Genomic DNA, 26,013 nt, shown 5'->3' on the forward strand with positions numbered 1-26,013 from the left:
GCATTCTCCCTGGTCAGAAAACTGTGGTGTCGGTGCGCTCGCGCACGGCTGACCTGGACCCGCACAGCTCCGCGAGGGATGCCTCGCTGCACATTCCATCGTAGAGCTCGACCAGTTGAGTTGCAGTAACGGTCGATTTGGTCTCGGCCGCCTCGCGCCGGACGCGGGCCACCATCGCGGCTGCCAGATCCGGGTCGAGATCGCGACCGCTTTCGCTCAGCACATGGGCAATCGCAGTGGCGCCGGAATGCTTGCCGATGACGATACGCCGGCAGCGGCCCACGAGAGCCGGATCGAGCCCTTGATAAGTACGCGAGTCCTTCAGCAGCCCTGCGACGTGAATGCCGGATTCGTGCGTGAAAACATCGGCGCCGACGACCGGTTTAATGGCCGCGGTCTGCCGGCGGGCGGCCCAAGCCACCTGGGCGGCGAGGTCGGGCAATGCGGTCAGCTCCATGCCGGTATCCGCGCCGTCGAGGACCGCCATCGCGGCGGCCACCTCTTCCAGCGCGGCATTGCCCGCACGCTCGCCGAGCCCCAGGACGGTGACGGACGCATGGCGCGCGCCTGCGCGGATCGCGGCCAGCGTGTTGGCGGCAGCAAGTCCGAGATCGTTGTGCGCATGAAATTCAAGGTCGATTGGAGACTGCGCCACGAGCTGGGCGACAAGTTCGAAGGTCGAAAACGGGTCGAGAACGCCGACTGTGTCGGCTAGCCTGACGCGGCTTGCGCCGGCGCGTGCAGCCGTCTCGATGACGCGGGCGAGATGATCCCGATTGGCCCGCGAGGCATCCTCGCAGCCCACCGCGACGAAGAAGCCGGCGGCGGCTGCGCGCCTGACCATATGTTCGATGACCTGGAGCGCTCCCGCCTTATCGAGGCCGAGCTTGGCGGCAAGTTGGATGTCCGACGCAGGCAGCGATAGATTGACGGCGTGGACGCCGCTCTCGATCGCTGCATCGAGATCCAGCGACGTCATCCGGCACCAGGCCATGAGCCGAACCGGGAGACACCGCGCGACCACGGCGCGAATTGTTTCGATCTCGTCGGCCCCCATGACCGGCGTGCCGATCTCGATCTCTGTGACGCCGGTCGCCGCAAGAGACTGGGCGATCTCCAGCTTTTCCGTCGTGGTAAAGGCGACGCCGGGCGCCTGCTCGCCATCGCGCAAGGTCGTATCGTTGAGAAAGACCTGACGGTTCATGAGCGACTACCGGCTCTTCCGGCGCGGGAGCATAGACCCGATTGAAGGTCTTCGGCACTTCGCTTGCCCGGCCCAGAATTGCGAACGCCACGCAGCCTCTCCACGATTGCGGGCATGACCTCGAGCGCCCGGTCGACGTCCGCTTCGCCGTTGTCGCGCGCGAAGGAAAAGCGGACTGCCCCATGTGGCATGTTCATCGCCCTCAAGACATGGCTCGGCTCCAGGGAGCCGGAGCTACAGGCGGAGCCGGCCGAACAGGCGATGCCCACGCGGCTGAGGAGAAGTGGAATTCCATCACTTTCGATATGTTCGAAGGAGATGTTCGCGGTGTTTGGCAACCGCTCTAGGGGATCACCAGTGACACAGGTGTTTGGGATGCGCTGGAGAATCCCGCCCTCCAGGCGATCGCGGAGCGACTTTACCCGTGTGGTCGCGTCGTCCATGAATTTCAAGGCGAGTTCGGCCGCCATGCCGAGCCCGACTATGCCGGGCGTATTCTCGGTGCCAGCACGCCGGTTGTGTTCTTGGTGGCCCCCCTTGATCAGCGAGTGGAAATTGACGCCACGTTTTACGAAAAGCGCGCCGATCCCTTTCGGCCCGTGCAGCTTGTGGCCGGAGAGCGACAGCATGTCGATTGCGGTCGACTTCAGGTCCATCGGAAGCTTGCCGACCGCCTGCACAGCATCGGTATGGAAAAGGGCGCCCACTTCCTTGGCCAACTCGGCAAGCCTGGCCACGGGGAAGATCACACCAGTCTCATTGTTCGCCCACATTATCGAGACGATTGCCACCTGTGGGGTGAGGGCGGCCATATAGGCGTCGAGGTCGAGCCGGCCACGGCAATCCACCGGGATCCTGTGCACCTTGACGCGGCGGGTCTTCTCAAGATGCCCGCAGAGCGTCAGCACGGCGGGATGCTCGACCGCGGACGTCACGATCTCGGTTCGGTTGGGCGCCGCCTCGAGCGCCGAAAGAAGCGCTGCATTGTCGCTTTCTGTCCCACCCGAGGTGAAGGTGATCTCATCGTCGAACTCCGCGCCGATCAGAGCTTGCAACTGCCTCCGCGCCTTTCTCACCGCCGCACTGACTGAGGCGCCAAGAGCGTGCGCCGACGAAGGGTTGCCGAATTGATCCCTAAAGAACGGCAGCATCGCTTGCACGACCTCAGGATCGACCCGTGTGGTTGCGTTGTTGTCGAGGTAGACAGGTTTCATGTGCGATCCTCAGTTGACCGGAATGACGCGAGCGCGCGACCGCCTCATTGAGCCTCTGGCGTATGCCGTTGATGATGATGGGCCCGAACTGGCAGCCGGCGCAGACGCCCGAGAGTTTGACGTAGACCGGATCGGCGTCGACATGGACAAGTCCGCAGTCGCCGCCGTCAGCCCGCAGGCAAGGACGCCCGAACACGACAACGTTATCGATAAGCCGAATTTGGCGCAGCAGCGCGATTTGGCCGCCAGCAGCTTGGGTGCCACCAGGAACCGAACTGTTTCGGGAGGCGACGTTCTTTGCATCCTACCTGAAGCGATTGCCGGTCCCAAGATCGGCTTCGACCTTGCCTTGTCCTTGAGGACAGGGACATCTGTTGTGCCGGCCATATAAGCCTCCTCTGCCGCAAATGAGTCCGTCGGCGGCAATCGCTTCATGGACCCGCACAGGCGCTTCGGGCGATCAACTGAAGGACTTGCCGCAGCCGCACTTCTCGCGCGCGTTGGGGTTATCGAAGACAAAGCCGGAAGATTCGAGCCCGGTGAGGAAGTCGACGGTCATGCCGGCGACATGCGGTTGGGAGCCCGCGTCCACGAACAGCTTGATCCCATCTGTCTCGGTGATCGCGTCGCCCTCGCGCGACACGCTCTCCAGGCCCATTAAGTATTTGAAGCCGGCGCAGCCGCCGGCCTGGACCATGATGCGAAAGCCTTCCGCCGGCTCGCTGGCGCGGGAAAGAGCAGTCTTGATGGCGGCAACAGCGTTGTCGGTGAGCGTAATCATGGCTCCATTCTCCTCAGTCCGGGACCTGCTTGCGCATCAGGTTGCATCCACCGTGCCAAAGCGAAAAAATGTTTCAACACAGCGCGGCATCTCTGACACTGCCGTGGTTCTTGTGAGTCCATTGCTGCGAAGGTGTCGGCCAACCGACACGTACTGTCGGGTTTGTCGGGTCCGCCACGCGGGATGTTGGGCCTGAGTTCTTGGGTGAACTCACATTAAACCAATGACCATACAGAAGACTTCTCTCTGAGCTTGCTCCGGCGCAATTGGCACGGTTTTTGAAGCTCCATTTGGCGAGGCGGCAAGAGACTGCCGATCCACAATCATGTCGTGGGTGCCCTCGCGATCGATGGGGCGAAGCAAGGGAGCAACATGTCAGGACTGGGTCAGATACGCTTTGTTTGGCGAAGCAGCGCCGCCCGTGGCATCCGAATGACCGATTGGCCGATTGCGACAACACCCACAATCGCTCACCACCGCCCGGTGGCCACCGACCGCCTCGATGAGATTCCATCGGCATGTGCCTGCTCGTGTCACTCGGGTCTCGCCGCTCCGATAGCACCCCCGTTTTCGCGCGGGTGCGACGAGGTGCGCACGCTGTCCAGCGACACTTTGTTCACGGGCCAGCAGCAGATCAGGGTCGAGCATTACGGCGCGCCCGATCGGCTGAAGATTCGCCGGCAGGGCAGCTGATCCTCACACGTAGGTGGATGCAGGGGTAAGACATGGACCAGCGCGAGAAACCGTCGCCGGACGAAATCCGGCGGGCGTGCGAAGACAATCCGAAAATCCGGGAGCATGATCTCGCCGCTCGATTGGGCATTTCGGAAGCCGAATTGGTCGCGGCGCATTGTGGTCACGGCGCGGTGCGCATCGAGCCGCGCGTCGATGATCTGCTGACCGGCCTCGAAGCGGTCGGCGAGGTGATGGCGCTCACCCGCAATGAAAGTGCCGTGCACGAAAAGATCGGTGTCTACGACAAAGTGGTCACCGGCAACCAGCATGCCATGGTGCTCGGCGACGACATCGACCTGCGCATCTTCCCGAAAGCGTGGGCGTATGGCTTCGCCGTCGAGAAGCGCGAAGGAGCCGAGATCCGCCGCAGCCTGCAATTCTTTGATGCCACCGGCGAGGCGATGCACAAAGTGCATCTCAGGCCCGCCTCAAACCTCTATGCCTATCAGAATCTGGCGGCAGAGCTCGAATCCTCGGACCAGGAACCGATCGTGTCGGTTAAGGCAAGCGGAGCCGATGATGACGCAGAGGGTCCGGACCAAGCCGCCACGGTCGACGACCTACGCGAGCACTGGAGCCGGCTGAGCGACGTGCATCAGTTCTATCATATGTTGAAGACCCTGAAGCTCAGCCGCTGCCAGGCGATGCGTATGGCCGACGAGGATTACGCCTGGCTGCTCGACAATGATGCCGTTGGCGCCCTGTTCCAACAGGCGGCCGAAGACGAGATGCCGATCATGTGCTTTGTCGGCAATCGTGGTTGCATCCAGATCCATTCCGGCCCGATCAAGTCGGTCAAGCAGATCGGGCCGCGGATCAATGTGCTCGACGAGACCTTCCATCTGCATCTTAGGACCCATCACATCCGCGAGGTCTGGGCCGTGCGCAAGCCGACGAGGGACGGTCACGTCACGTCCATTGAAGCCTATGGCGCCGACGGCAAGATGATCATCCAGTTCTTCGGCACGCGCAAGGAAGGCGAACGCGAGCGCAGCGACTGGCGGTTTCTGGCCGAGAGTCTGCCACGCGTTCCCGGTCCGACCGACAGGGATGTTTAGAGTGCCGACAGGCCCTCGGATTGAACCGGCCGCCATAGGACTCGGCACCACGTTGCGACAGCGGCTGCGAGGTCGTAGCGCATACGGACGGTCAGGTGTGCACGCCGGAATTGACCGCATCGATACAGTCAAGCTCGTCGCCGGGCGGACCGCTGCGCACGAGTGCATCGCCGTCTAACCGGAAAGCCTTGCTGCGGCTGCGAGCGATACAACGCATACGCCATCAGCGCCGAACCGAAGCGCGGCTCGACCTTGTTGATAATTTCGATCATCGCGCGCAAGCGCCGCTGAGTCTTGTCGGACCGCACCCGATCCTTGCGCTGGATCGCGTCGTTGCTCAATCTGGGCCGTGCGAGCGATCTTCTCGCTCGTCGACCGGAAGGCAGTGCAGCAGCAGCCAGGCCGAACAGCCCGATGTCGCGGACTCGACAAAACCGACCGTGGATGTCGGTTGTCGGACGTTGTCCTAAGAATGATGGACAGGTGATCATCAACTTAGCGGCGGCGGGCCCAGTGCAGGTTGGCATCGCTTGGTGCAGCGCCATGGGTACGCCTATCCGGCACGCGACTTGCTTCGACAATTTGATCAGCAGGGCATCAGCAGTGCGTCACGGAGCTCAGCGGTGATTGACCAGCGTCTCAACCGTAACGGGGATAAGCGGCGGCTTGCTTCATGACCGCAGCGCGGCGGAGATGCCCTTCTGATTGACTTCGCAACCGATCTCATCCGCGCTGGTGCAGGCGGGCTGTATCGGGCGGCAGAATCTAGAAGGCGCCCGACAAGAGACGTACCCATGCTGGAAATTACTTTTATAGCGGTGCGATCTCAACCGAGCCATGAACGCAAATGTAGAGAAAGCAAAATGGCGACCAACCCCGTTCCAGATCATGTCCCGCCCGAAATGGTGAGGGACTTCAGCCTGTTCACATCGCCAGGCATGCCACCAACACCCAACGGGGATCCACACGCAGCTGTCGCTTGCGCCCATGACGGGCCGCCGATCTTTTATTCCCGCTACAACACGCAAGATGGCCGGGGTACCTGGGTCATCACCCGTGCCGCAGACCAGCGCAAGGTGCTGCAGGACGCTGAGACTTTTTCCAGCCATCGCAGCATCTTCTCCTCCATACTGGGTGAAACCTGGCCGACGATCCCGCTTGAACTCGATCCACCGGCCCACGGCGTCTTTCGCTCACTGCTCAGTCCGCTGCTTTCGCCAAAGCGGGTGAGGGTGTTGGAGCCGGCTGTCCGCGAGCAAGCGATCATGCTGATCGATAGAATTGTCGCATCGGGCACAAGCTGCGACGCGATGAAGGATTTTGCCTTTCCTTTCGCGGTGAGCACCTTTCTTCGCTTTCTGGGGTTGCCCGATGACCGACTCGATACATTCGTCGGCTGGGGGAAAGATCTGCTCCACGGCGACGATAAGGAACGACCTGTGGCTGCCCGGATGATCGTGGCATTCATCGACGAACTTGCAGCCATGCGCCGCCAGGAGGCGGTTGACGATTTCATGACCTTTATCGTGCAGGCACAGGTCGAGGGCCGCCGGCTGACGGACACCCAAGTCCGCGGCATCGGCGTGCTTGTCTTCGTCGCTGGGCTCGACACGGTCGCAGCAGCTATAGGCTTTGACTTGGCGTACCTCGCGCGCAACCTCAAAGATCAGCAATTGCTGCGGAGCGAACCGGACCGCATCCCGCTCGCAACCGAAGAATTGTTGCGGGCCTATCCGCCCATTCAGTTGATCCGCGTGGCTACGAAAGATATCGACTTCGAAGGCGCGCCGATCCGGAAGGGGGACTATGTTTCCTGCGCCACGATGATTGCCAATCGTGACCCGGCGGAATTCGAATGCCCTAACACGATCGATTTGGAGCGCGAGGACAACCGCCACGCCGCCTTTGGCTATGGTCCCCACCGTTGCCTTGGCTCACACCTTGCCCGGCGGGAGATTGTCATTGCCCTGGAGGAGTGGCTGGCGCGCATCCCGGCCTTCCGGATCAAGGAGGGTACGGCACCCATCACCTCTGGTGGCCATGTGTTCGGGATCGAAAATTTGATCCTGGACTGGTCCTAGGCCCGCCCCGAGCCGGGGCACAGACAATGGAGGCAGCGTCATGCGCATCATCGTCCAAAATGCCAAATGCCAGGGTCACGCCCGATGCGCGGCGCAAGCGCCGGACATCTTCAAGCTTGATGGCGAGGGTTACATCCTGCCTGGTGACATTGAAGTTGCGGAAGGGGAGGAGCTGCCTGCATCGCGAGGCGCGCGATCCTGTCCTGAACGTGCGCTGGAACTCACCCGCGGACGCTTTGAATCGGACGTCATTCAACCGAGAGTCTACCGGGCTTGAATGGGGTCGACCATGTGGCCGCACTGGAAAGGACGGCACGCGACCTCTGTCCCAGCACGGTCCACGTCCAACTCCGCGGGGGCATTTCCGGCGCCGAGGTGTTCCCCATGAGGCGCAAACGGCAGGGCGGGGGTTCGCGAAACACCTCTTCCAATCACAGAATTTGCGACAGAGCCGATGGACCAGACGAAAATGACCGAACTACTCGACCGCGAGGCGATCCGCGACTGCCTCTACCCGAAGAACTGCCCGACCCATGTTGCGGCCGGCCGGGTCGCTGCATGACTTGATATGACAAACCAGGAGAACGGCACCATATTTGCCCAACACTATGCCCGGCTCAGCACCGGCCGATGGCCGCAGATCGAGCTGGAGAGGAGGTTCGACCAGCATGTGCTTGCCTGTGTGCTTTCACGTGCGCTCGAGGAGGGCGAGGCCGGCGAGGCGACGGTGACGGAGGCAACCGGCCTTTCGCGCGCCGAGCTGCGCGATGTCCTGGCCCGCTGTTTCCCTGCTATTCCTATCAACGCGTTTGCCTTGGAAGAGGTGAGCGAGCCCGAGCCGGATCCGGAGGAAGAACTTCTGCGCGGACTGCTGCTGGAGCATGCCCGGCCGGGCGACCCGGCGAGCGCCCGCTTCGCCAAGATCATCGCCCGGCGTGCCATGCGCAATGACCATCTCTGGCAGGACCTTGGCCTTTTTAATCGAAGCGACCTCTGCTGCCTGCTCGCCTCGCATTTTCCGACGCTGGCGGCCGGCAACACCCAAAATATGAAATGGAAGAGATACTTTTACCGCAAGCTCTGCGAGGCCGAAGGTTTTTCGCTGTGCAGCGCGCCCAGTTGCCGGGAATGCAATGATTTCGAAAGCTGCTTCGGCCCGGAGGAAGGCGAAAGCCACCTCACACGGATCAAGAACGGCATCGCCTCGGATTGAGAGCCGCTTCCGTCAGTCGTAAGCCCCAGCGCTCGCGCCGCGCCATATGTCTCTTGTCGAATGTCGACTGACGCCTTCGGGGATTGAATGCTGTGCCTGCTGCCCGATTGCTCGCGGTGCTCGCTTCGGCGGGCCGTCGTCATGGCGCGCCGCCGGTGGAGCTCTTACGGCAGGCGCAAGCGATTTGACCTGCTTGCGAGCGTCTTTCTCGTTGCCGCAAAAAGAGAGCCTCAAAGTGAGCTAAAGCGGAAAACGGGAGAGTGACAGTGATCGCACTGACAATTCGTGAGGATATTTGTTGCATTTTTAAGCTGGCATGATTGCAGTTTCTCGATTTTTGGGCACATTGTGCCGCCAAGTCGGGTGGTCACTATGAAATCGCGATCCAGAATGCTTCCAATGCTCGCCGCGTCGTTGGTAGTCCGGGTTGTATCGGCCGAAGCGAAAACCTGCGATGAGGGCGATACCCGTCAGGAACATCACGTCGGCAACTTCAACTTCGTAACCAGCTCCTGGGTCGAGAAGAAAGGCAAGCTGCGACGTTACATTTCTTGTGTTAAAACCTCGATCCCAACAGCGATCTTCTAGTCACCTGGTTTATCGCTGGGCCATTTCAGACCTATGTTCCCGCGACAGTCGAACTACCCACGCCTCGATTGCGTGACGACATCAGCCCCAGGCCAGTGCGTGGCTGCATCCAATATGGGAACCTCGGAGAAAGGACGCCTGCCGAGTTCATGGGGACGGCAGACGACGAAGAACGAAATGGCAAAGAAGGAAATTGCGCTCCCGCCACCCAAGTTGGGAACGAACCTCAGGGTACGGACTTACCTCCCGATGGGTGGCAGGATGATGTGAGAGTATTCTTCCCAAGCGACCCAGATGATCCGCACGACACAATGCTCGAAGTTACCGGAAAAATTGGCATCGCACCGATCCCAGGAGGCGTGACGGGGGGTGGCTTCCAAAGCTTCTTCGCTTACTCCGCGAAACAGTATGAGGGAAGAAAGCTTGGCTAAGGTTGAGGACGTTACGGTCACGCCTGTTTTCCCGATAAAATCCGACTTCTTCGCTGCGGCCTTCTTCAAAGAAACAAAGAGGCGACAGGGCTTTCGCGCGACGGATCGATCAGCTTTGACGTGCTCGCCCCCTTTTCTAACGCCTGGAGGCCTGCGCCGGCGTTCTACGAGTTTCGCGACAAGCATGGCCGAGTGTTGGGAGCCATACCAATGCCGCTCTTCCAGAGCTCAGGCGGATGAGTTTAGAAGAGATTTTTGACTTTATTCGAAAGGTCACGCCAGAGCTTCTTCAGGGCTGGGTTTCTAGCTGGGCTACGCTCTTCAAAAACACGTACATAATGCGTCCAGATGCCAACGATCAGGTCATTTCCACAGCGTTGGCCATTTCCACTCTGTTCGCCATTTTCTTCGTATTGATTACTGTTTCCACAACTGCGGCACGCCTTAAAGCGATCGCTATAGGCTTCGCCGCTGCCGTTGTGGTCCTCTTTTGCTTCTGCAATGCCATAAGGATTTGGCTAAATTTCCCTCTGACCCGCGAAACCATAGGGAAGCTGCAACCCACCTGGGACTATGTGACCATGGCATTCACACTTGCAATGGTAATGATGATGCTATTTGCAATCCTATCATTATAAAGGCGGTTTACGGAAATCTTCGATCGACCTCGTGAACAAAACGAAAAGACTCAATGGTCGACTGATTCGCCACCTGTCATCTCAGGGAGCTCGAACACCCGTTGCAGGTATGCCGTCACGCTTTCGACTAGCAGCGGCTTCTTCGGCGCGCCGGTTCGCTTCATAGTGGAGGTCGCAATCTTGGCCGCCGCCCTCTCACGGCGGGAACAGCGGTTCGATTTCCCCTTGGCTTACGAAAATCAATGACTTACTTTTTGGATGCGTCATTCGGTCGAATATCCGCCGAATAAACGACGTATTATCCAGCCGAACTAGTCGGGCGGCTCTTTCTTACTCGGATGCTCCCGAATGGGAGATCATCAATCCCGGTTTGCGGTTGGGCTACGGGCGCGGCCGCGGGAGCTATGGCCGTGGCGGTTCTTGGCTGGCAGCATCGCGCTCGAGCGACGGCACTCGCGTCAAGATCAAGCTGGGCCGCGCCGACGATCTCATCCCCGCCGATGGTTCAACCATCCTTTCGCATGAGCAGGCAAAGGACGCGGCTCGCGGGTGGCTCAAATCGCTAAAGGCTGGCAACGATGCCCCTGTGGCGCTGATTCTAAATGACGTGCTCGATCGGTATTTCGAAGCACGCGCCGCCGAGGGCATGAAGTCGATCCTCGACGCGAAGACAAGGGCAGCGTTCCACATTCGACCAAAGCTCGGATCGTCGAAGGTCGCGGATCTGTCGATAGAAAAGATTCGTGCCTGGCGCGACGGCATGGTTTCGGCGCAGAAGCGGTTGCGCACCGGCAAATTCGCCAAAAAGGCAAATGTCGTTACCGTCGATCTGTCGGACCCGGAAACTATCCGCCGCCGCCGGGACTCAGCCAACCGAACGCTGACGACGTTGAAAGCCGCGCTCAATTGGGCGTTCAACAATCGGCTAGTTACTGATGACGCTGCGTGGCGCCTTGTGAAGCCGTACCGCGGCACGACTGCCGCGCGGGTCCGCTTCCTTTCGCCGGCTGAGCAGAAGGCGTTGATCGCCGCCAGTAACGGCGCAATTCGCGATCTGGTGTCGGCCGCCCTGGTCACAGGAGCCCGTTTTGGCGAGCTCGCCAGGCTGCGCGTCTCGGACTACGACACCGCCAACAAATCAATCTTCATCGCCGAGAGCAAGAGCGGCAAGCCGCGCCACGTTCCGCTCCCCGCCGGCGGCGCCGAGCTATTCGAAAGGCTCGCCCGCGACCGACTTGGCGGCGACCCACTGCTTCGGCAGGAAAGTGGCGTTGCCTGGGCACCGTCCACATACAATAGACCGTGGAAGGCGCTGCTCGCTCGGGCCAAACTGTCAGACGTGACGCTGCACGAGATCCGGCACACCTATGCCAGCACGATGGTCCGCAACGGGGCGCCGCTGATCGTCATCGCCGAAGCGCTCGGCCATAGCGATACTCGAATGGCCGAGAAGCACTATGCACACTTGGCGCCTTCCTACGTGGCCGACACGATCAGGCGGCTAGCGCCTGATATCTGATGGCCCGATCGGACGGACGAACCGGGCCTCAGATATCCAGGTACGGAAAGTGGAACGCCTTTCGCTCGTAGTTCACCTCTCGAAACGCAATCTTGAGCTTTGAGGCCGTGGAACGAATCTCAAGCACCCTGGTAGGGTCGGGCTGGCGTCCCTTCACGTCAAAATCATCGCCGCTAGTGGCTTGCCTAAAATTCAGGAAGGCGGAATTGACTCTAGTGTGCGAGTTCTTGACGCGCGTAGTGACGAAATTCGCGAAAACATTGATGTCGTGTAGGCTGACGATTGTATTTTCCACGTCTGGCGACAAGGGGTCGCCCGGCAGCATCCAAACGGCCGAAGCTTTGGCTGCGCATTCCGCGGTCATTTGCTCAAGTTCCGCAAGGGTGGCGTCAATCATCTGCGTGTTCGATGTGAAACGCTGCTGAATGGCCAATCCAGTTAAACCGACCAAACCAGAAGCTACGCCGCCGAGCACGGAGATGAAGAAGGTTTCAGCGCCGTCCGCCATCGCTCGCTTTTCTGACATGAAATTCAATATCTGAAATATACACAGCGAAGTCCGGCGATGCATGAAGTTCAATGCGCTGGCGGAACTCTTCAGGCGACCATTTCAGTTCGCGGGTCAAACCGCCGAAGGCCTCTTCCAAAAACGAAGATGGGTAACCTCTAGTCCCATCCATCTCAACGACGACGCGGTCGTTCGCGGCCAATGCGGGAAGCAGAAATTCCTCACGAAACTTCTGCCCCGATGCGGGGCCATCAGTGTAGTATCGGCCGCCGGGGGTCTTCGAAAATTGCTTGAGTATGTTGATCGTCGCCACCCGATTCTTCAGAGCCATCGTCATTTTGAAATGCTCCACTCAATCAGTGTGCCGCCCAAGGCCACCCTGTGGTTGGTCGTGGTTATCACACTATCTACGCTATCATAAACAGCCTCACCCGTCCCGCTGATAATTCGCAGGTATCCACGGTGGTGGTCGAGGATCCTCATCATCGTGGGAAGGCCGTTGCCACGCCCCTGGACCATCGTACGGGTGCGCCCGTATTCCATAGCGGCTTTGATCATCTGCGCATCATCGGTCGTTCCACCCAATGCAGTCAAAACACCGCGCACCCCTTCCCAAATCGTAGCCCGGGGCAAGGTGCGGGGAATTCCAACTCCCATGTCATAAACTGCTGCTGTGAGGGACTGCGAAGTTCGGTTATACGAACCGGACATAAACCACGTACCCGCAGGAACGCCGAACCACTCATCGGGTTCCAAATAGGCGTGTTGCTTAGAGTTCTTAAGAGCCTCAATGAGCCCGTCATAAATGAAATTGGCCGCATGTATTGGTCCGGAAATTTCCGCCAAATGTTCCAACAAATCGTCGCATTTGGCGCCCACCACATCAGTGTCACTGCGATATTTGAGAATTTCAACCAGGGGCGCTTCGGGCCGGCGCCGGATCTTTGGCTTGTTGGGGGTCTCAAGAAAATCGAACAGACCCAGGTTCTGGAAAAGATAATCAATTTCTGGATTCCAAAGGCTGTGTCTCAGGATGGCGAGCTTTCTCCCGATAAATTGCTGCCAACGGAATAACTCTGCCGCCAATACGAGGGCCGCCCCTGGCGAGGCACGTTGAAAAGCCTCGAAAGCAACACCCCTAGGTAGCTCAGATGGTATTTTGTCACGATAAATTTGGAAACGAAGATACGCGAAGAACGACGCGACCTGTTCATAGTTCGATCGAAGCGAGAAATCAGCAGGAGGTTGAATATACAGGTAGGGTTTGCGCCGACTGCCCCTTCTTACTTCCATTATAGGCGCAACGATGTCGGTTGCCGGTCTTGGCAATCTCGGATTGGCAGTCTCCGCAGGTAAGACTGTCGGAATACGGCTTCCCCCTGACGTTGCTGCTTTGCGGCGACGTTCATTGGCTGCTCTCAATGCATGCCAATTCTTCCAGACCTCGTCAGGTTTCTTCACTTTTCGTCACCCCCGCTGGACTGTTGAAATTAAACGCTCGGCAGAGTCAAGGAGGGGCTAACGCTTTTCCAAGCGGCTCAGAATTTCGCATCCGCGATTTGCAACACGGCTAACGGTCACTAGAACTTGGCCATGCGCACACCCTTGCTTGATCCCGATGTCGCCGACGAGGCGCCCACTTCCTCTGTCTTGACCGGATACGACGAAGAGCGCCTGCTTACCCTATATCCGCCTGCTCGACGCCGCGGCCGAAGATGCGGACTGGCGCGAGGTCGCCAGGATCGTGCATATCGATCCGGAGAAGGAACCGGATTGTGCATTCCGGGCATGGAGACACATCTTGCCCGCGCACGGTGGAAGCTACGGGTACCTCCTGGCGGGCGGCGCGGCACTGAAATCTCCCTCCTCGCCCGACAGTCGTTTAGGGATTACATATTGAGCAGCCGCGCATGTCAGCGCCATTGAGCTGGGTAGCTTTTGCGAATGCGGATTCTCGGTCAAATGGGCCGAGCCAGCGGCCGTTCCTGTCGCCCGCTCCGGCCTGCGTGCCTTGACCTCCGTTGCAGAAGCCACAGTCGGCTCTATGGATTCGCCCCCGATCGTGGGCCCAATTCTCGTAGATATAGTAATTCAATTCTCACCCCAGCTTGCCAAGCGTCTTGCTGGCGGTTCGTTTCAGAAGGCGTATTTTGCAGGCCAGCGCCAATCTGTCTGCGCTTTGCCATAGCAGTTGCTGTAGTCGACAAATTGACCGGTCGCGATGTCTCGACAAGCCCAAACAAGTTGGCTGTACTGGCTGTAGAATTCGTCCCAGTCAGCACCCTGGTAATAGTTCGGCCTGGCATAGCCCCCACCGCCGCAGTTGTTATTCGAGCATACCACAACGGCCGCGCCCACCGCAGCGATTGCGACGCCGGCTGCGATCGCCTGGTTCTGCTTCCTGATCATGTGGGCGCACTGATCTAGCGTCACCGATCGGCGCGTTAGTTCAGCGTAAAGATCCTGCTGGAACGTCGCGTCCTTGGTAGACGCCAGCGTCCTGCAGAGCGCTGAAGTGCTGACTGCGCTCGGATTCTTCTTGAGCGACTGTTGCGATGTCGTGCACGAGGCGCTTGCAAGCGCCAAGACTACCGCAGCCGAAACTGCGGCTCGTCGACCGAGCCCCATTTCACCCTCCCACCCAATCACTCAGTTCCGCCAAACCCCTTCGGCGGATTGTCTTTCACTAACACAGCGTTTCGCACGCTACTCCATCGGCATCTCGGTCCAGCTTGCGGCCCCACGAACAGTTGCCAACATACCATTGGGCTTCATCGCACGTGCTGATCTGCGAGCACGTCCTCCGCGGCTCGCACGAATAGCTCTGCGCCACTTGCCGGCTGCCGATGATGCCGAGCGGCTGGCCCGACGGCGCCGCGCCATCCGCGTGCGCCGCGCGCCATTCCCAGGGCGCCTGAAACGTTCCGACCCACAGACCGACCTTCGCCGCCTCTGTCTTTGCTTGCTGCTCCGCGTACGCGCCGTGGCTATAGCGCGGCCAATCCAGCGCCTGGCCGTGTTCCACCATCCATGAGGCGACACCGGAGCCGTCCGCCCGCCGGCAGTCGCCGACAAAGCGGCCGTAGCGATCCCAAGTGACGAAACTGCATCGCACCGGCTTCGACGCGGCCAGGAACGTGTCCAGCGCGTTAGCGGCCCGGCGTCCGCACGGATACTCAGAACCCTTCGCGTCGTTGCAGTACTGCCGGCTCTCGGGCGCATCGATGCCGTTAAAGCGGATGCGCTGGCCGTGGATCTCGATCGTATCGCCATCGATGACAGACGCGATACCGGCGATCGGCGCCGGCTTTGATCCGATCCAGTTTGATACGTTGAGCTCGGGCACAGGATCGCTATGTTGCACGACGAACTGCGTCCCGTAGGCTGCCATCGCGGCCAAGGCCACGAACACGAGCCGCTTCGGAACGCCAGCCAGTTGGCGCACGCGCCCCGGCTTACGCCACTGGTCGGTTCGACCATTATAGCGAGACTTGCCCAACCCCTGTCTCCTCTTGAGGGCAGAATGCTTCTAATTGAGGGCCAAGTCCAGAGCCGACGGCGGTCGGGCCTCTTGGCCCGCGGCGCACCGCACTGACCCAGGAACGCGCCGGCCTCTCTGATCGTTGACTGCTTTTGATCGAGCCGCCTTCATGCCGTCCACCTCCATACGCAAAACGGAATACGACCCGGACAGCAAAATCCTCTCGGTGTGGTTCGTCGCCAGCGGCAAACGGTACGAATTCGAGGACGTGCCACCGGACACTTACGCCGAATTCCGAGCCGCCTTCGCGAAGGGTCGCTACTTCAACGACCACATCCGCAACAACTTTCGCTTCCGTCTGGTTGGGAGCGATTAGCTGCCCGGGACGCCTGGTCTGTCGGCGGCCGAATTCCGTCCTTCGCCGCGCCAACCGGCGGTTGGTAGACGCTTTGCCGCTGTTGCCCTAAGGTCGCTTTCGGTCCGCGCGCACCTGGCAAAGCCCGACCCACGCCCACCCCGCCTGGTGCAAAGCGCTTGATCGGTCCCGCCGTTCTGGCAGTGCGGCGGGATTTTTTGCGGTCAGTTGGAACACCGGCGCGCGGGGAAGGTTCGGTGCGCGCAGCAAATCCTTCCCCTAACACGATATTGCTGCAAGATCGGTAATGGCATCCGATCTGCCCGCGTCTCCTCCCTCCAGAGACGCGGGCTTTGAGCTTCGCGGAACCGAACGTTCAAAGTTTATTGAATCGGGTTGGTGTGGCGTGGAGTTTGTATGAACGGGGCGAGGCTGGCGTTTATCCGTCCGATGGAGCCCAAGCTGGTCGCAAAGCCACCCGAGGGTGAACACTGGATTCACGAGATCAAGCTCGATGGCTACCGAACCCAGATCGTCATCAACAGCCCTGACGATATTCGCGCCTTCAGCAGCAGCGGAGCGGATTGGACGAGGAAATACACCGGCATCATCGAGGCGGCGCGGGATCTCGACGTCAAGAGCGCGATCTTTGAGGGCGAGGCGGTCGTCACGGGCGTGAATGGCCTGCCTGATTTCGACGCACTACAGAAAGCCGTCCACAGCGATCCTTACGCCACGATCCTCGGCGCCTTCGACATCATGCATCTTGACGGCCACGATCTGCGCGACGTTGGCTGCAAGGCGCGCCGGGAAATTCTATTTGGCATCATCAAGCCGAACAGCCGCATCCAGTTCAGCGAGGCTCTACCCGGTGATGCCAAGTCGATTTTCTACCTCGCTGACCAGGCTGGGCTTGAAGGGATCGTCTCCAAGCGCGCCGACAGCCCATATCGGAGTGGCCCGACGTCGAACTGGCTGAAGACCAAGAGCTGGACGGTCGAAGAATTCGAACTGCTCGGCGTCGAGCGAGAGCCGGGCAAGGCGGCGTTCGCCTTGCTGGCGCATCCCGACACCGGAAAGTATGTCGGTTCAGCCTTCATCTCGTTGGGGCGCGACATGAAGGAGCGGCTGTGGAGCGGGTCATGGAACATGCCGGCCCACCTCCGGGCGGCATCAAGAAGCGACCGGCGACGCAGTGGGTTGAGCCAGGCGTAAAGCTACGGATCAAGCATCTTCGTGGCGAGCACAAGTATATACGCCACGCTTCGCTGCTTGGCTTCGGCGACGATCCGGAGCGTCCGGGAAAATAAGGGCCCGCCTGCCAAATCCAGGAATGGCTGGCGGGCCCTATCAGCGCAATCCTTGTCTTGCGCCGATCTCTCCTCCCGGAGATGACGCTACCAACTGTGAATGAGCGCCGCGGTTCCTGATGCCGCCTGTGCAACGGACCATTGCGCAGACAGTTCAGACTAAGGTGCCTATCATCGGGGCTGGGCAACTTCAGTTCGGGCAGCGGGTCAGTCGCTCGACGGTCTCAATAATCGCCTTTGCCAGCGCCTCGCCCTCATGCACCGGCAGCGGTCCATAGAGCAGGTTCACTGCTCCTCGCTCGGCAGAACGCCGGCTGACAGGTGAGTTCGATCGCCATGCGAACGAGCTGCAGGCCAGTTCTTTCCCCGTAGATGTAGTTCTCATCCATCGCCAGGATACTGGCGCCCGTCCTGCGATCGTCAAGGCCGGCCGGCACGCATCAGGGCGCGAGCGATGGCGAGCTGTGCCTCGACTTTGGCATTTTCCTTCTGGGTCATGTTATCCCCATCCTGCATCTTTGCCACAGTCGGGACGCTCGCACCTGTGATGCTGAACGCCAGGCCGCGTGACGGGCTCTATTGCATCCGGCAGGCGGATAGGTTCATCGCTCATCGGGACGGGTTTCAGTGCGGCACGCAGGGCTTCTTTTTGCGATCTTTAGAGACAGTGAACAGAATGAGAACAAAATTGTCAAGAGCGCCTTGACCAGAGAGGAAAATGTTCCTTATTTCTGGTTCAACCTGAGGCGGGAAGGAGCGATGGCGAAGCGCGAAAATGGACGCTGGCCGGCGAAGCTATGGCAAAAACTGCGGAGGACAATTTCCGGATCGAGGTTTGGGATCGGGAGGAAAAGGCCCTTGTCGAAACCATCTGTCGATCGCCGGATTCAAGCGTCAGCCAAGCCGCATGGCAAGCCGCCATTCGGCGCCGGCCGGGGATGCTGCTGATCCACTACAACAGCCGGCATGTGATGGAAAAGATTATCACGCCAGGCGAGCCCATGGTGTCACCGCAAGTGATAGTGGAAGGCAGCGTGCATGCCGGGCTCGATGTGTCTCTTGGCGATCTGCGCGAATGGCACAAGCTGCGTGCCTGGTGCAAAAACTGTTCGCATCATGCCGAGGTGAAGCCGGCCGGTCTGATCCGGCGTTATGGCAAGGATGCGCTGTTCAGCACGGTCGAGCGGGCTCTGTTCTGCACAAGCTGCGACAGAGGCGGTCCGGTCAGACTGGAGATTCACAAGCTCCCACGGAACTGACCGTTGCCGTCGTCACGGCCAATGGTGGCGATCGGTTAAAACACCAGAAACATGCCAGACGTGTCGGTCGAAACCGCCGGATTATATTGAATGATGATAAGGCCGCCGGTGCCCGCGCCGCTGGTGCCTAGACCATTTCCTCGCCCGCCGCCGCCAGCGCCATAGTTCCCGCCAGCGCCGCCACCTGAATTGCCTGACGCACCACCGCCGCCACCGCCAGAGCCAGCCGAGCCGCCTGCGGTAATGGAGAATTCGCTACCGGCACCACCAGCGCCCCCTGGGTTAGTAAATGTGCCGCCTGCGCCACCTGATCCCGCATCGCCGGATCCACCGGTGCCGCCTGAAGCCGGGGTGACGCCAGTGTTACCGGCTCCATTCGTGCCCCCGGCACCGCCACCGCCCGCGCCACGCTTAGACCCGGCGGACTCACCCGTACCGCCGTTACCGCCATTGAATTTCGAACCGCCGGCGGGAACCGTCGACGCTGCCGCGGTGCCGCCGGTGCCTGCCGCTGTCGTCGCGCTGTCGCCAGCCGTGCCGCCTTTGGCGATGAAGGCACTGGCATCAAACGTGGTGTCTCCACCCGCCGAACCCGCCGCACCGGCGTCACCAAGCGCGTAAGAGATGGGGCCGGCCCCGCTCAGGGCATAATTAGTCTTGAAGCAGCAGGCGCCACCGCCACGCCGCCGCCGCCGCCGCCGAACGCACCGCCACCGCCACCGTGCCGGTCGGCGCACCGAAAGCCGCAGCGGCCGCCTGCGCGGTCAAAATATATTCATCGGTGTTGGTCGAATCCGGCGTAGGCGTCGCCGAACTGGCGGTACTGGCAATCCGAGGCAGAGGGCTGCCGCTTGGCCCCGTCGCACCAGTCACGCCGGTTGCACCGGTGATGCCTGTCGGTCCGGTGATGCCTGTCGGTCCCGTGACGCCGGTCGGACCGGTGGCCCCGACGTTCCCGGTGCGCTCGAACGACACGGCGACGGGATCGCTGTTCGAAAACGTGCCGCCGGACGCTACATGGGCCACTGTGAATTGATCCCAAGTGCCGCTGTCTGTCAGCGCGGCCGTGATCTGAACCTGGAGGAAAGTCGCAGGCGTGCCGATCTTGCGGATCGTCACCAGGCCACGCGTCGCCGTGGTCGTGCTGTCACCCCAAAGCGCGATCGACGTCGCAATGGCGTTGCCGTCGTTGTCGTTCTCGGAAATGTAGAGCGCCGTTGCCGATGTCACGGTGGCGTTATTGATGCGCAGCTTGCCGGTCGTCGGATCGGCCGCTGTCGTGCCAGTGTCCCACAGAAGCGCAGTCCGGCATCGCGGCCGCTGAGGCCAGTGGGGCCGGTCACGCCCGTTGCTCCGGTAACGCCAGTTGGACCTGTTGCACCCGTAATTCCAGTCGGGCCTGCGACACCCGTCGCGCCGGTCGGGCCGCCAGCAGGACCGGTTGCGCCGACGACGCCGGTTGGACCTGTCGGACCAGTTGCTCCGGTGACGCCGGTCGGACCTGTCGCGCCAGCGCCGGTCGCTCCGACAACGCCCGTGGGGCCGGTAGCACCGGTGATGCCAGTCGGCCCTGTAGGGCCGGTGGCCCCGACACCAGTCGGGCCGGTCGGCCCTGTGGGTCCGGTTGGGCCGTCGCCGCGCAGTAGCGCCAGGACGGAAGGGGAAAGGCTGTCGACCGTGACCTTTTCGTTCGGCAGCGCGCCGTCACTGCGGCGTACGTCGGCCAAAGCGTCGATCGTCTCGTCAATGCTGGTGACGAGTTCGGCAAGATCATTGTCAAGCTGCGTGCCGTAAGGCAGGTAGTACTGGTAGCTGGCATCACGGCGCAGGAGCAGCGCTCCGCACTCAGATTTCAGATGCTTGTTGGAAGCCGTTGACGTTAGCCCCGGTGGGATCCGAAGCGGTTGGTGCAGTTGCCCGAGTCTGCGATTGTTCCGGCGCGATAACTCTACCCGATTTGGGCTCGGAAAACTAGGCTAGTCTAGGCGAAACTGCGATTCGCCGTCGACATAGACATGGCACCGCAAAAGGCAGTTCGAGCAGGAGATAGCACTTGGCAGAGGCTTCAGCACAACCACCGAGATGCTTTATCTCCTACAGTTGGACGAACCCTGATCACGAGGAATGGGTTCTTCAACTGGGGACGGAGCTTCGTCAAAGCGGCATCGACGTCGTTCTCGACAAGTGGGATCTTCGCGAGGGGCAAGATCCGCACGTTTTCATGGAGGCGATGATCACTGACGACACGATCACCAAGGTGCTTTTGGTTTGTGACGCTAAGTACGTGGAACGGGCAAATGAGCGAAGCGGTGGCGTTGGAATAGAGTCTCAAATTATCTCGCCAAAGGTCTATGCGAGCGCCAAGCAGACCAAATTTGTAGCGGTGGTCCGGGAACGTGATGCGGATGGGAGGGCGCTCTTACCCGCCTACTATGGTTCGCGAATTTACATAGATTTGAGCGCCGACGACCTCTACCGGCAGAACTTCGAACAGCTCGTTCGGTGGATTTTCGACAAGCCTGTTTATGTGAAACCCGCGATCGGAAAGCCGCCCGAATTCTTCGATGAAAACAAACCGAAGCTGTTTGGAAACGCAGCCGCTTACCACTCTGCGATGGATGGTCTGAAAGCGGGCCGTCCGAATTTTAAGGGTGCAGCCGAAGATTACCTCGCCAGCGTGCTCGAAGGCTTGGCAGCCTTTCGAATTCAAGGGCAGCACGAATTGTTGGACGAAGTCATTTTTCAGTCGATTGAAAGTTTGACCCCTTGCGAAAATCAAATTCTCGCCCTTCTGACGACGCTTTCGAGCTACCGATCAGATGAAGACGCGTTCCATATGACAGATCGATTTTTTGAGGCGCTGCTAGCGTTCAACGAAGCGCCGGAGAGTGCCCGCGATTACACGGAATGGCATTTCGATAATTTCAAGTTCTTCAGCCACGAATTGTTTCTGTCCTTTGTGGCGTTCTTGGTGAGACGCGAGAATTTCGAGTTTGCGGCTCACCTTCTGTCGAATCGATACTATCACCCAAGCCGTCACCGCGGGCCCAAAAGCGCTTCCTTTGCTCATTTCTGGGCGGGTATGCCTTCGCTCAACGGAGGCCGAAATAAGCGATTGGAGTTACGACGAGTGTCTGTGCATGCCGATCTGTTGAAAGAAAGGTGCGTCGGGAAACCGTTCTCTTTTGAGCAGATGATGCAGGCCGATTTCATCCTTTATCTCCGCGACCAGATAGATCGCGCACGGGCAAAGAACGATGGTGGGCGTCGAATGTGGTGGCCGACAACTCTACTCTACCGGCACGATTATGATGGAGCCTTTGAGGTGTTCGCCCGCAGCGAATCGAGCGCCTATTTCGACAGGGCGAAGATGCTACTTGGCGTCCAAAGCAAGGGAGAGTTGGAGCGGTTTATCACTGACCTTCCGGAATCGAGATTGCCTAGGTGGGACTATACAACGCTTGATATTCCGGCTGCTTTTGGCTTGGAGTTGCTCGCCTCGCGGCCTTAGCCGGATCGGTACTACTCCCCTCCGCTTCGCGTATCAAGAGTCCCGCCCAGTTTCGGCGCCGGTGCGCGCCAGTCGGCGACGCATCGCCGCCCAGGTCGGCATTTATCGACCGATTGAATTCCGTCGCGCTGCCGATGGCGTTTTCGAGTTCAGCAGTGTTGCGCATAATAGACCCACTGCGCGACGCACTAGAGGTCATTCGACATACAAAATACTGTCTGCTACGTTCGCGCGATGGGGATTCTCATAACGCTCATCCTGATCTGCATCGTCGGAAACGTGCTGTACTTCGTGTTCGGGCCGCTGGCTGAGAGCATCCGTGATCACTGGCGAGTGAAGCGGATGCGCCGCAATCTCAGTGCCTCTGCCCGGCTGGATCGAAAATAGTCCCACCGCTCTCGAGCGCAGATCGCAGCAACGCTTCCGACACGCTGATCTGCGGGCTCCGCTGCGTGGCGGCGCGGATCATCTCCACTGAGCTCGGGCCGGTGAACATGTCCGCCAACGTCTTCAAGTTGCCGTGCCATGCCGCACGCCGTGTAGCATCGCCCGCCCGCGTCAAGTAGCTGGCGCCAAGCGATCTGGCCATATCAAACAAGGCCACCGACGGCGATGCTGTCCCGAGAGATTCCTTAATCGAGTGATTGAACGCCGTGGCACTGCCGACTTGCTCTCGGCGGCCCGTCGCCTGAAGCACGTCAAGAAGTTCCGGCATCGACAGAGATGCCTGCTTGTTCGGCAACTCGCGCAGCACCGCGTCGAGTACTGCCGCGCGTGTGTCGTTGCCGCCGCAAGTTCTACGAACTGCATGCCGCAGGCTCCTCCGTTATCGCCTCGCAGACGGTGGCGCAGATGGCCCCACTGTGGGCCGCCGAGGAGGCCGTACGCGGCCAGGACCCGGCAGAAGGGATAACTGCGCGTCAGGAGAAATCCGCCGCCGTCGTTGCCGCTCTCTTTGCGCTGTGGGAAAAGGAGCTGCCGAAGCTGTCGGGAAAATCGAAGCCCGCCGAGGCGATCCGCTATGCGCTCGGCCGGCGTGCCGCGCTGGAGCGCTTCCTCACCGACGGCCGCATCGAAATCGACTCCAACACCGTCGAGCGCGCCATCAGGCCACAGACAATTACCCGAAAGAACAGCCTCTTCGCTGGCAGCGACGGCGGCGGACGGACATGGGCCACCATCGCCACGCTGCTGACCACCGCCAAGATGAACCAGGTCGATCCGCACGCCTGGCTCACCCAGACCCTCGAGCGCATCGCCAATGGCTGGCCAAACAGCGTATCGAGGCGCTCATGCCTTGGAACTACCACCGCTGAACGGCGTCAGCTACCCGCTTACGGTAGACGCAGCCGCCTATGAGCATAGGTTCTACGATCACGTGCACCGGGCACACCACCCCGCCCACACCCCCGTGCCTGGTGAACGACTGATCGCCCGCCGTGCCGAAAGGTGCGGCGGGCGGTTCCCGATCGCCGGGTTTTGTCGGCGCTCAGACCAGAGGCACGTCGCAGCGCGAGCGCAGTTTCTACCTAGTGGAAGTCAATCTTTTTTGACGACTGCGAGGTGTGTCTTTGGAGACTGATGAGCGCAGGCGTGTCGATCTTCGACGCTATGCGCCTAGCGAGTTCCCGCAATTCGAAAAAGCCGTCAATACTCATTAGGCTCAACGGTTGGCCTGACGAAGTGTCCCACCGCAAAGGTGCTTTATCTTGCCTGTACGAAGATCCGTTCATCTCGCAAATGGCATCGTAAATCGCCTGTGCGATCGACATTTCGGCGAGGATACGCTCTGCATCTTTTTGGCTATTCACGAAAAGTTCCCCCAAATCCGCGCTCCCCTTAGCCGGTTTCATTAGACGCCGCTAGATTACCCGGATGTGACACCTCGGATAAAATCGATTGATATGGCGGAGGGAGCACGCCGGGCTTTTTGTCTGGCCGTATGTACGCGATGAAAAATCGACGTTTTTGTTGCTGCAGCCCGGCGCCCGCCGGCTCGAGTTCATCCGCGGATGGAGCCAAAGCTGGTCGCCAAGCCGCCCCGTGGCGAGTGACCTTGCCCCCAGTTTTCTATCCAGTTTTGAGTTCGTTTCCGGCGTGGGTTGTGCCCTGCTGGGCGGGTGAAGCGGCGGGCGCTGGCGCGGAGCCTTTGGCATAGCGCAGCGCGAACGACCGTCGCAGATTGAAGGTCGTGGCGAACTCGGCCGGTGTCTGCCAGGCGATTTGGGAATGCGGCCGCGCGGTGGTGTACAACACGACGACAGTACACCCACGGGACGGAGGTTCGCGAGCTTTTATATCCGTGGCATCCTTGGTGCGGTCAGCTCGTGCATGTCCATGCCCAGGTGCTCGACTATGTCGGGCGCTATACGTCGATCCGTCGCTGGCGGCTTGCTGGCCTGCCAACCTTCCTGCCACCACAGAAGGTTCAGTTGGTTTTCGATGCCTGCGATCGGACCACGGCAATGGGGCTTCGCGACTATGCGGTTCTGATGGCGCTGGCCAAGCTGGGCTTGCGCGCCAGCGAGGTTGCGGCGCTCAGTCTTGACGATATCGATTGGCAGTCGGGCAGTGTCCTCGTCCATGGCAAGGGACGGCGGCAAGCGATGATGCCACTACGCCACGACGTCGGTGCAGCTGTCGTCGCCTACATCCGGCATGGGCGACCGGCTTCAGCGTGTCGCCGATTATTTCTGCGAATGCTTGCTCCGCACGTCGGCTTTGCCTCAGGCTGCGCCATCACGATGATCGCGAAGGAGGCCCTCGAGCGGGCAGGTATTCACGGCTATGCGCACCACGGCGCGCACCTCTTCCGCCACAGCCTTGCGACCGACCTGCTGCGGTCGGGGGCAAGCTTTGCTGAGATCGGCCAGTTGCTTCGTCACCGGAGCATCGACAGCACGAGGATCTATGCCAAGCTCGACATCGAGAAGCTGCGCGAACTGAGCCTGCCCTGGCCGGGAGGTGTCCAATGAGCCGTCTTCGAACAGCGCTCGAGCGCTATGTGGGCATGCGCCAGGGATTGGGATACAAGTATCATGGCCCCGCTCGACGGTTGTCGGATTTCGTCACCTTCATGGAGGCTCGCGGCGCCGAGACCATCACCACGGCGCTGGCAATGAAGTGGGTGACGTTGATCGGCCGACAACCGAGTTGGTCCATCCGCCTGACCGATGTGCGCTGCTTCGCTCATCACCTCGCTCATTTCGACCCGATGACGGAAGTGCCACCTCAAGGCGCTGTGCCGCCGGCGCGGCGGGCCAAGCCCTACATCTATACCGATGAGATCACGGCGCTTTTGGCGGCGGCACTGTCGCTGCCGCCGGCCAACGCCCTGCGTCGCTGGACATATCATTGTCTGTTCGGATTGATAGCGGTCGCCGGGCTACGCCATTCCGAAGCGCTCGACCTGCGCCGGGACGACGTCGATCTGGACCAAGGTATCCTCACCATTCGGGAGACGAAGTTCGGCAAGTCGCGGCTGGTCCCGCTCCATGCCACGACGGTCGCCGTGCTGTCGGACTACGCCGCGCGACGCGACGCGCATCTCGTCGCGCCTCGTAGCCCCTATTTCTTTGTCGCCGAGCAGGGCGGCAGATTGCTGCACCAATACGTGCGCCGGGTGTTCTGGCAGCTGTCGTGACAGATCGGTCTGCGGCAGCGGGGACAGCGCAATGGTCCGCGGGTTCACGATCTTCGTCACCGTTTCGCCGTCCAGGCCCTGACCAACTGGTATCGTGCGGGCGAAGATGTCGAGCGGGAACTGCCGGTCCTCTCGACCTTTCTCGGCCACGCCAATGTTCGCGACACCTACTGGTATCTATCCGCCGCGCCGGAGCTAATGACCCATGCTGCGCGACTGCTGGATGAGCGGTGGGAGGTTCGCTCATGAGCGCCTCGAACGATTTAGCCGTGCTGATCGAGCGGTGGTTCACCGATCGGCTCATGCGACATCGAGGTGTAAGCTCCAACACCATCGCCTCCTATCGCGACACCTTCCGGCTCCTGTTTGCATTCGCGCAGACACGCCTTGGCAGGTCTCCGACGCAGTTGACACTGCGGGATTTGGACGCGCCTTTCATCGGCGCATTTCTGGAGGACCTCGAGACACTGCGGTCCGCCTCAGT

The 26,013-nt window shown here is 60.3% G+C and carries 25 protein-coding genes and 4 pseudogenes; 16 read left to right on the plus strand and 13 right to left on the minus strand.

Annotation, left to right across the window (positions count from 1 at the left end; genetic code table 11):
- Positions 1-13: 13 nt before the first annotated feature.
- The 4 genes from nifV to NKI67_RS23075 form a co-directional block, all read right to left on the minus strand.
- Positions 14-1,204, minus strand: a complete 1,191-nt coding sequence (nifV, locus tag NKI67_RS23060) for a homocitrate synthase (RefSeq protein ID WP_352646935.1) — start codon at positions 1,202-1,204, stop codon at positions 14-16.
- Positions 1,201-2,418, minus strand: coding sequence for a cysteine desulfurase NifS (gene nifS / locus NKI67_RS23065; protein WP_352646937.1), 1,218 nt, complete (start codon positions 2,416-2,418; stop codon positions 1,201-1,203). Before nifS ends, nifV begins: the two co-directional genes overlap by 4 nt.
- Positions 2,369-2,614 carry a NifU family protein gene (locus tag NKI67_RS23070; RefSeq protein WP_352646939.1) on the minus strand — a complete coding sequence of 82 codons (246 nt, stop codon included), beginning with the start codon at positions 2,612-2,614 and terminating at the stop codon, positions 2,369-2,371. The genes nifS and NKI67_RS23070 overlap by 50 nt, the downstream gene beginning before the upstream one ends.
- 264 nt (positions 2,615-2,878) lie before the next feature.
- Positions 2,879-3,199, minus strand: coding sequence for a HesB/IscA family protein (locus NKI67_RS23075; RefSeq protein ID WP_023678237.1), 321 nt, complete (start codon positions 3,197-3,199; stop codon positions 2,879-2,881).
- Between the two features lie 725 nt (positions 3,200-3,924).
- On the opposite strand from NKI67_RS23075, the gene NKI67_RS23080 reads away from it, so the two are divergent.
- Positions 3,925-4,992: a hemin-degrading factor gene (locus NKI67_RS23080; protein ID WP_352646941.1), complete on the plus strand. Its 1,068-nt coding sequence runs from the start codon at positions 3,925-3,927 to the stop codon at positions 4,990-4,992.
- Between the two features lie 91 nt (positions 4,993-5,083).
- Here the strand turns inward: NKI67_RS23080 and NKI67_RS23085 are convergent.
- Positions 5,084-5,424 (minus strand): annotated as a pseudogene (locus NKI67_RS23085) (hypothetical protein).
- Positions 5,425-5,855: 431 nt separating this feature from the next.
- Between NKI67_RS23085 and NKI67_RS23090 the strand changes: the two are divergent.
- From NKI67_RS23090 to NKI67_RS23115, 6 genes are all read left to right on the plus strand, one after another.
- On the plus strand, positions 5,856-7,073 hold the full coding sequence (locus NKI67_RS23090; RefSeq protein WP_352646992.1) for a cytochrome P450: 1,218 nt from the start codon (positions 5,856-5,858) through the stop codon (positions 7,071-7,073).
- A 40-nt stretch (positions 7,074-7,113) separates the two neighbouring features.
- The gene (locus NKI67_RS23095) at positions 7,114-7,350 is read left to right on the plus strand and encodes a ferredoxin (protein ID WP_352646943.1); all 237 of its coding nucleotides are present in this window, start codon (positions 7,114-7,116) and stop codon (positions 7,348-7,350) included.
- 291 nt (positions 7,351-7,641) lie between these two features.
- Positions 7,642-8,286: a nitrogen fixation protein NifQ gene (locus NKI67_RS23100; RefSeq protein WP_352641271.1), complete on the plus strand. Its 645-nt coding sequence runs from the start codon at positions 7,642-7,644 to the stop codon at positions 8,284-8,286.
- Between the two features lie 399 nt (positions 8,287-8,685).
- On the plus strand, positions 8,686-8,874 hold the full coding sequence (locus NKI67_RS23105) for a hypothetical protein (RefSeq protein WP_352646945.1): 189 nt from the start codon (positions 8,686-8,688) through the stop codon (positions 8,872-8,874).
- Between the two features lie 667 nt (positions 8,875-9,541).
- Positions 9,542-9,943 carry a hypothetical protein gene (locus NKI67_RS23110; protein WP_352646947.1) on the plus strand — a complete coding sequence of 134 codons (402 nt, stop codon included), beginning with the start codon at positions 9,542-9,544 and terminating at the stop codon, positions 9,941-9,943.
- Between the two features lie 586 nt (positions 9,944-10,529).
- Positions 10,530-11,462, plus strand: a complete 933-nt coding sequence (locus NKI67_RS23115; RefSeq protein ID WP_352646949.1) for a tyrosine-type recombinase/integrase — start codon at positions 10,530-10,532, stop codon at positions 11,460-11,462.
- Between the two features lie 28 nt (positions 11,463-11,490).
- On the opposite strand, the gene NKI67_RS23120 is transcribed toward NKI67_RS23115, so the two are convergent.
- The 3 genes from NKI67_RS23120 to NKI67_RS23130 are packed head-to-tail and all read right to left on the minus strand — an operon-like array spanning position 11,491 to position 13,431.
- Positions 11,491-11,970, minus strand: a complete 480-nt coding sequence (locus NKI67_RS23120) for a hypothetical protein (protein WP_352646951.1) — start codon at positions 11,968-11,970, stop codon at positions 11,491-11,493.
- Positions 11,954-12,307, minus strand: coding sequence for an STAS-like domain-containing protein (locus NKI67_RS23125; RefSeq protein WP_352646953.1), 354 nt, complete (start codon positions 12,305-12,307; stop codon positions 11,954-11,956). Before NKI67_RS23125 ends, NKI67_RS23120 begins: the two co-directional genes overlap by 17 nt.
- On the minus strand, positions 12,304-13,431 hold the full coding sequence (locus tag NKI67_RS23130) for a hypothetical protein (RefSeq protein WP_352646955.1): 1,128 nt from the start codon (positions 13,429-13,431) through the stop codon (positions 12,304-12,306). The genes NKI67_RS23125 and NKI67_RS23130 overlap by 4 nt, the downstream gene beginning before the upstream one ends.
- A gap of 132 nt (positions 13,432-13,563) precedes the next feature.
- Here NKI67_RS23130 and NKI67_RS23135 point away from each other — a divergent pair.
- Positions 13,564-13,896: pseudogene (locus NKI67_RS23135) on the plus strand (hypothetical protein).
- A gap of 210 nt (positions 13,897-14,106) precedes the next feature.
- On the opposite strand, the gene NKI67_RS23140 reads toward NKI67_RS23135, so the two are convergent.
- Both NKI67_RS23140 and NKI67_RS23145 read right to left on the minus strand, forming a co-directional pair.
- Positions 14,107-14,598, minus strand: coding sequence for a hypothetical protein (locus NKI67_RS23140; protein ID WP_352646957.1), 492 nt, complete (start codon positions 14,596-14,598; stop codon positions 14,107-14,109).
- A 58-nt stretch (positions 14,599-14,656) separates the two neighbouring features.
- The gene (locus tag NKI67_RS23145) at positions 14,657-15,469 is read right to left on the minus strand and encodes a thermonuclease family protein (protein WP_352646959.1); all 813 of its coding nucleotides are present in this window, start codon (positions 15,467-15,469) and stop codon (positions 14,657-14,659) included.
- A 151-nt stretch (positions 15,470-15,620) separates the two neighbouring features.
- On the opposite strand from NKI67_RS23145, the gene NKI67_RS23150 reads away from it, so the two are divergent.
- The 3 genes from NKI67_RS23150 (at position 15,621) to NKI67_RS23160 (ending at position 18,375) form a co-directional block, all read left to right on the plus strand.
- Positions 15,621-15,827: a KTSC domain-containing protein gene (locus tag NKI67_RS23150; protein WP_352646961.1), complete on the plus strand. Its 207-nt coding sequence runs from the start codon at positions 15,621-15,623 to the stop codon at positions 15,825-15,827.
- A 396-nt stretch (positions 15,828-16,223) separates the two neighbouring features.
- Positions 16,224-17,021, plus strand: a complete 798-nt coding sequence (locus NKI67_RS23155) for an ATP-dependent DNA ligase (protein WP_352646962.1) — start codon at positions 16,224-16,226, stop codon at positions 17,019-17,021.
- A 1,033-nt stretch (positions 17,022-18,054) separates the two neighbouring features.
- On the plus strand, positions 18,055-18,375 hold the full coding sequence (locus NKI67_RS23160; protein WP_352646964.1) for a hypothetical protein: 321 nt from the start codon (positions 18,055-18,057) through the stop codon (positions 18,373-18,375).
- A 127-nt stretch (positions 18,376-18,502) separates the two neighbouring features.
- Here NKI67_RS23160 and NKI67_RS23165 read toward each other — a convergent pair whose 3' ends face one another.
- Positions 18,503-18,805, minus strand: coding sequence for a hypothetical protein (locus NKI67_RS23165; protein ID WP_352646966.1), 303 nt, complete (start codon positions 18,803-18,805; stop codon positions 18,503-18,505).
- Positions 18,806-19,026: 221 nt separating this feature from the next.
- Positions 19,027-19,605 carry a collagen-like triple helix repeat-containing protein gene (locus NKI67_RS23170; protein WP_352646968.1) on the minus strand — a complete coding sequence of 193 codons (579 nt, stop codon included), beginning with the start codon at positions 19,603-19,605 and terminating at the stop codon, positions 19,027-19,029.
- Between the two features lie 823 nt (positions 19,606-20,428).
- Here NKI67_RS23170 and NKI67_RS23175 point away from each other — a divergent pair.
- Positions 20,429-21,886 carry a toll/interleukin-1 receptor domain-containing protein gene (locus NKI67_RS23175; RefSeq protein WP_352646970.1) on the plus strand — a complete coding sequence of 486 codons (1,458 nt, stop codon included), beginning with the start codon at positions 20,429-20,431 and terminating at the stop codon, positions 21,884-21,886.
- Between the two features lie 355 nt (positions 21,887-22,241).
- Here the strand turns inward: NKI67_RS23175 and NKI67_RS23180 are convergent, their stop codons facing one another.
- Positions 22,242-22,640: a hypothetical protein gene (locus tag NKI67_RS23180; RefSeq protein WP_352646972.1), complete on the minus strand. Its 399-nt coding sequence runs from the start codon at positions 22,638-22,640 to the stop codon at positions 22,242-22,244.
- A 32-nt stretch (positions 22,641-22,672) separates the two neighbouring features.
- Between NKI67_RS23180 and NKI67_RS23185 the strand changes: the two are divergent.
- From NKI67_RS23185 to NKI67_RS23200, 4 genes and pseudogenes are all read left to right on the plus strand, one after another.
- Positions 22,673-23,202 (plus strand): annotated as a pseudogene (locus tag NKI67_RS23185) (IS66 family transposase); the annotation flags it as partial.
- 1,011 nt (positions 23,203-24,213) lie between these two features.
- Positions 24,214-24,861 carry a site-specific integrase gene (locus NKI67_RS23190; protein ID WP_352646974.1) on the plus strand — a complete coding sequence of 216 codons (648 nt, stop codon included), beginning with the start codon at positions 24,214-24,216 and terminating at the stop codon, positions 24,859-24,861.
- Positions 24,858-25,778, plus strand: a pseudogene (locus NKI67_RS23195) (tyrosine-type recombinase/integrase). The gene NKI67_RS23190 and the pseudogene NKI67_RS23195 overlap by 4 nt, the downstream one beginning before the upstream one ends.
- Positions 25,775-26,013, plus strand: a 239-nt coding sequence (locus NKI67_RS23200; protein ID WP_352646976.1) for a site-specific integrase, incomplete at its 3' end; no start/stop codon positions are given. The pseudogene NKI67_RS23195 and the gene NKI67_RS23200, both read left to right, overlap by 4 nt.

This window comes from Mesorhizobium sp. M0408 (assembly GCF_040321495.1).
GTDB lineage: Bacteria > Pseudomonadota > Alphaproteobacteria > Rhizobiales > Rhizobiaceae > Mesorhizobium.

Excerpts from the sequence above, each read along its gene's own strand:
- NKI67_RS23090 (WP_352646992.1), top strand. The coding sequence starts at position 5,856 with ATGGCGACCAACCCCGTTCCAGATCATGTCCCGCCCGAAATGGTGAGG.
- NKI67_RS23105 (WP_352646945.1), top strand. The coding sequence starts at position 8,686 with ATGCTCGCCGCGTCGTTGGTAGTCCGGGTTGTATCGGCCGAAGCGAAA.
- NKI67_RS23080 (WP_352646941.1), top strand. The coding sequence starts at position 3,925 with ATGGACCAGCGCGAGAAACCGTCGCCGGACGAAATCCGGCGGGCGTGC.
- NKI67_RS23125 (WP_352646953.1), bottom strand. The coding sequence starts at position 12,307 with ATGACGATGGCTCTGAAGAATCGGGTGGCGACGATCAACATACTCAAG.
- NKI67_RS23095 (WP_352646943.1), top strand. The coding sequence starts at position 7,114 with ATGCGCATCATCGTCCAAAATGCCAAATGCCAGGGTCACGCCCGATGC.
- NKI67_RS23155 (WP_352646962.1), top strand. The coding sequence starts at position 16,224 with ATGAACGGGGCGAGGCTGGCGTTTATCCGTCCGATGGAGCCCAAGCTG.
- NKI67_RS23110 (WP_352646947.1), top strand. The coding sequence starts at position 9,542 with ATGAGTTTAGAAGAGATTTTTGACTTTATTCGAAAGGTCACGCCAGAG.
- nifV (WP_352646935.1), bottom strand. The coding sequence starts at position 1,204 with ATGAACCGTCAGGTCTTTCTCAACGATACGACCTTGCGCGATGGCGAG.
- NKI67_RS23120 (WP_352646951.1), bottom strand. The coding sequence starts at position 11,970 with ATGGCGGACGGCGCTGAAACCTTCTTCATCTCCGTGCTCGGCGGCGTA.
- NKI67_RS23140 (WP_352646957.1), bottom strand. The coding sequence starts at position 14,598 with ATGGGGCTCGGTCGACGAGCCGCAGTTTCGGCTGCGGTAGTCTTGGCG.
- NKI67_RS23075 (WP_023678237.1), bottom strand. The coding sequence starts at position 3,199 with ATGATTACGCTCACCGACAACGCTGTTGCCGCCATCAAGACTGCTCTT.
- NKI67_RS23160 (WP_352646964.1), top strand. The coding sequence starts at position 18,055 with ATGCTGCTGATCCACTACAACAGCCGGCATGTGATGGAAAAGATTATC.
- nifS (WP_352646937.1), bottom strand. The coding sequence starts at position 2,418 with ATGAAACCTGTCTACCTCGACAACAACGCAACCACACGGGTCGATCCT.
- NKI67_RS23150 (WP_352646961.1), top strand. The coding sequence starts at position 15,621 with ATGCCGTCCACCTCCATACGCAAAACGGAATACGACCCGGACAGCAAA.
- NKI67_RS23100 (WP_352641271.1), top strand. The coding sequence starts at position 7,642 with ATGACAAACCAGGAGAACGGCACCATATTTGCCCAACACTATGCCCGG.